The 4502-nt window shown below is 58.2% G+C and carries 4 protein-coding genes; all 4 read left to right on the top strand.

Translation table 11 applies throughout. The features are described 5' to 3' along the window. Window positions 1-331, top strand: a 331-nt coding sequence (locus ACFOMH_RS20410) for a hypothetical protein (protein WP_377746766.1), incomplete at its 5' end; no start/stop codon positions are given. Window positions 332-347: 16 nt separating this feature from the next. Continuing rightward, on the top strand, window positions 348-1442 hold the full coding sequence (locus ACFOMH_RS20405; RefSeq protein ID WP_377746764.1) for a pyridoxal-phosphate dependent enzyme: 1095 nt from the start codon (window positions 348-350) through the stop codon (window positions 1440-1442). Window positions 1443-1548: 106 nt separating this feature from the next. Continuing rightward, window positions 1549-2748 carry an alanine racemase gene (locus tag ACFOMH_RS20400; protein WP_377746763.1) on the top strand — a complete coding sequence of 400 codons (1200 nt, stop codon included), beginning with the start codon at window positions 1549-1551 and terminating at the stop codon, window positions 2746-2748. Between the two features lie 24 nt (window positions 2749-2772). Then, on the top strand, window positions 2773-3681 hold the full coding sequence (locus tag ACFOMH_RS20395; protein ID WP_377746761.1) for a DMT family transporter: 909 nt from the start codon (window positions 2773-2775) through the stop codon (window positions 3679-3681). The last annotated feature ends 821 nt before the right edge of the window (window positions 3682-4502 follow it).

Genomic DNA, 4502 nt, shown 5'->3' with positions numbered 1-4502 from the left:
CAGTTCGTCCAGCAGTTCGTTCGAAATCGTCATCGTCCTTGCTCCTCTCAGGAAGCATGGACCAGATCACCGATACACAGAAGATCGGACACTCTCCATCGCCACGGAAAGCGCCATGATCAACGAAGGGAAATACCCAAAGCGCAATTTCAAGCACCTGATGGCCCTCAGGAAAACCCTGAATGCATCGGGTATCTGCATTTCTCACTCGGGAACCATCGCAGGGCTGATCTTTCCCCTCGACGATCTTCCTCTTCAATCCGCCCTCAATGCGGCCTTCTTGGAAATCACGTCCTGGGGCAGCGGATATCTCGGTCTTTACAGAATCTGACATTGGAAAGCTTACCATGACCATCCATTTCGCCAAGCCCGACGCCAGTGTTCTGCGGACATTCTCTGAGCCGATGTTTGTCAAACTTTGCCCGAATCTGACCGCAGCGAAGTTCGACCTCATGAAATTTACACCAGCAAAGAGCATTATTGAGAACGCATTTTCGTCGGGGCGATTGGTGCGCGGCGGTCATGTCATGGAAAGCAGTTCGGGCACTTTCGCTCTCGCTCTCGCGATCTTGTGCTCACAATATGGATTGCATCTCACGCTAGTGACAGGCCCGGTCTCCCGGGTCGTTCGCTGGAGGCTTGAAAGCCTTGGGGCCAAGCTTCACGTGGTCAACCAGAGCAATCTCTGCGAAGGCGGAATCCAGCAGGCGCGGCTTGGTGTACTCGCAAAGCTACTGGAGGAGAGCCCGGACGCCTTCTGGCCCCAGCAATACACGAATCCGTTGAATGCGGCGTCCTATCGTCCTTTTCCCACGAGACTCCTCGACGAAGGCCGCCGGTTCGACACTCTCGTCGGAACTGTAGGCTCGGGGGGATCACTGTTCGGCTTTGCGCGTGTTTTGCTTGAGGATAACCCCGACCTGAAAGTCGTTGCGGTTGACCATAACAGGAGCGTGATCTTCGGAGCAAAGGCCAGCACGATCACGCGAATGTGCCGAGAGTCCTTCGAACAGGTTCTCGCCATGGGCGCCGGCATCCCGATGGGCAATGTCAGCTTTCAGGATTGCGACGAGGTTCACTGGGTGCCGGTTCCCAAGATGGTGCAGCAGGTCCACCAGTTCCACACCGAAACCGGGTTACTGGTCGGCGCATCGAGCGGAGCCGCGCTGACGGTCGCAAAGTGGCATGCGGAGCAGGAGCCCGACCGCAATGTTCTGACGATCCTACCCGATCACGGGGTGAGATATGTTGAGACCCTTTTTGATCCGGAATGGCTTGGCCGCTGGCCGGAAGATCTGCGCGCGACCTGGGATAGGCCCGAGGACAAGGGAAGCCTCGAAGATATCACCGAGGGCTGGTGTCGAATGACGTGGGGACGAAAGCCCTTTGAAGCGGTCGCCGGTCACCCGCCGCTTCCCCGGCATGCCGGCTACAATCCCTGAAAGACAGCATCATATCATGCAATCCGACCAAATATTCCATGTATCCCGAAGGTGGAGATTCAATCAGGCGGCCTTGGCATATCAGCGGCGAGACGGTGGGCGGCCGGTGCTGGTGGGCATCGACCGTGAGGCGTTGGCCCTGAACGCCGGCATCATCCGGGATCGACTTGGAACGCGCGGCCTCTGTGCTGTCCTGAAAGGCGATGCCTATGGGCATGGTGTCGATCTTGTCGCGTCATGCCTTGTTGACCAGTGCACACATATGGCGGCCGTAGACAATCGTGAGCTTGGCGTACTGCGGAAGTTGGTCCCCGATACTCCTCTTATCAGGCTCCGGGTTGGGGCGGATGACGAAATCGATCAGGCTGCCTGCGCCGGGTGGCGTATCCGCGAGATGGCCGCGTCGCGCGAAAAGCTCAAGCAGATTGCCCGTATTCACGAGCATTTCGGCGCGCGCGCGCAGATCCATCTCAGCCTTGATGCCGCCGGCTTGGGGCGGAACGGGTTTTTCTTCAGGGGACTCGACGATATCGAAATGCTGGCGCGTGACATCGTGGAGATGCCGAATGTCGAGATCGCCAGCATTGCTTGTCACCTGCCGGATGCGGGGGGCGCAAATCCGTTTGATCGAGACGACCCGAGCCGTATCGCCATCGAAAGGTTCCGGGCCGCGGTATCGGTCCTTCTGGGGCATATGCGAGAAAGTGGCCGCAAGCTGCCCGAACTGTCTGCCTATTCATCCGCCTCGTCCTGCGCCATCGGAGAGAGCGTAAGCCTTCGGGATTTCGGCTGCGCGGTTTTCGACCGCATCGGCAGCTCGCTTCTCGGATTGACGGGGGGCAATCGGCATGGTGAGCGGAGGACATTCCAGGTGATGCATGTGTCGACCGCTGTCTGTGATGTCGTGCATCGTCAGGTTGGCGAGACGGTCGGCTATGAGCGGTCATATGAAGTCCAGGAGCCAGCCGGCGAGGAGGTGGCTCTTCTTGGCGCGGGCTGGCTGACCCTGAGCCGCTATCAACAGGGGATCGGGAAAACAGAGCAACCGGCGTGGTGCATAGGTCCCGATGGATCGCCGCACTGGTTCCTGGGGCGGCAATCCATGAACATCTCGACCATCACCGCAAAATCTGCGCGGGGCGGCACACTCTCGACGGGGGATATGTGCTTTCTCGCGACGGATTTCCACGGCGGGGAACACGCTCCAACGATCCCGCGCATTGCAGAATGGATGGGCGGTGTGCAGCATGAATTCGTCACATCGACCCTTGGGGCCAGTCCCTCCAGCGCGCGCTTTCTCTTCTGACACGGTATACAAGAACATGGCCCCATGACCTATGCGATAACAAAGCCAGACCTCGCGGGCAGCAACCTGACCGGGGTGCTCTGGGCGTTTCTCGGCGTAGGTCTGTTCGGGTTGATCTACGTCTCGGGCAGGTTCAGCGGCAGCGAAATCTCCGCGGGCCAGCTTATCTGGTTCCGATACCTCGGCGCGCTGATCACCATGCTACTGTGGATCGCCGCTCTGCCGGCGGAACGGGCGAAGCTGCGTTCGAGGCAGGTTCCGGTTCATGGGCTGCGGGCGATGGCTGGCGGCGGCGGCGGCATGGCCGCGATCTATGCCGCAGGCCATATGTCGGTGACAGGTGCCACCGCTATAGGGCTTTTGGACGGATTATTTATCATCATCCTTGGTGTGTTCCTGCTGGGCGAACGTTTTTCCGTCAAGCAATGGGCTGCCGCCGCCTGTTGCCTTGTTGGGGCAGGCGTCGTCGTCCTTGCCAGCGGTGCGGCGGCTCTGCGCGTTGAGGACATGCTACCCGCAGGTGTCGCTCTGCTCGGTGCGCTTCTTGTGGCGACCGAGAGTATCCTGATCAAAAAGCTCGCGAGATCCGAACCCAGCGTGAGCGTCCTTTTCTATGTAAGCCTTTTCGGAGCAGTCATCTTTTCGGTCCCGGCGGCGATCTCGTGGAACTCGATTAGCCTTGGCGAAACCGGACTGATGCTTCTTCTCGGTCCGATTGCACTGGCGGGCCAGCTTTGCAACATCTTCGCGTTCAGGCGATCGGATGCCGCGTTGATCGGTCCGGTCCGCTACACCTGGATCATCTGGGGTGCGCTGTTCGGCTGGCTTTTCTTTGGGGAAATCCCGATGCCAGCGACATGGAGCGGCATAGCTCTTATTCTGTGCGGGGGCTGCTATCTTGCCTTCTCGCGAAACCGATCGCCGATGTCGTGACGGTCAGTTGCACGCCGGAGGTGTGAAGGACTGTCGACTGACAGATGGTAAAAATGTCGGAGAGGGGCGGCAAGGTTCTGGGATCGTTGTCATGTTTTCTGATTAATCCCAATCTAAAGGCCGGCTGAACCTTGCGATACAGGTCCATGTGATGCCCCCCTCCCGGCCGCTAATGCGGTCGATAATTCCCCATTCGTTCGTTGCAAAAGGGAACCTAACGGACGCTTTCGGAAGACCCGCGCGATTGTTTCAAGGCGGAGACTGGCGGTTTTTGCGTGTGTCTATTTCTTGAGTAGTTTATTCAGCGTTTGCTCCGCCACGCCACCTAAAGCCATGCGGACCAATTTCTGCACGGTCATTTTGCGAATTGGGGTAGGTTCGGGCCGCAGGGCCAGATAGGCGGGGGCCGTCGGTGATCTTCAGATTGTTCAGTTCTATCCGTCCGCCCAGCGGGGCCGTCGGCGCCAGACTGTAGATCTGGTTCGGATCCAGCACCCCAATGCGTTGTCCGCCTGTAGTAATAGATGAATGCGGTTATTGTCCGAATTCGGTGTCATCTGATCGGCCCTTGCCGGCGCTGGCTTTTGCCTCGTGCTTAAAGTTGGTCCTATACAGCGCGTGATAGTTAGCGCTGATGTCAAAGATATGCCCAAGATTTACTCCCCAGATGCGTGGGTCGCCAAAGGCATCCATGCGGACCGCAAAAAAAGATTCGCACCCTAGACGGAGAAAGGCCAACCTCTACTGCTGGGCTTAGCCAACTTAAAAATTTGGAAAACTGGTGCAAGGAGAAGTCCGTCAGCCCCGCACGCTTGTTTTCG

It is taken from the genome of Paracoccus mangrovi, assembly GCF_042648425.1.
In the GTDB taxonomy this organism is placed as follows: domain Bacteria; phylum Pseudomonadota; class Alphaproteobacteria; order Rhodobacterales; family Rhodobacteraceae; genus Paracoccus; species Paracoccus mangrovi.
Note: the sequence above shows the minus strand (reverse complement) of the source record. Positions and strands in the feature narration are given on the sequence as shown.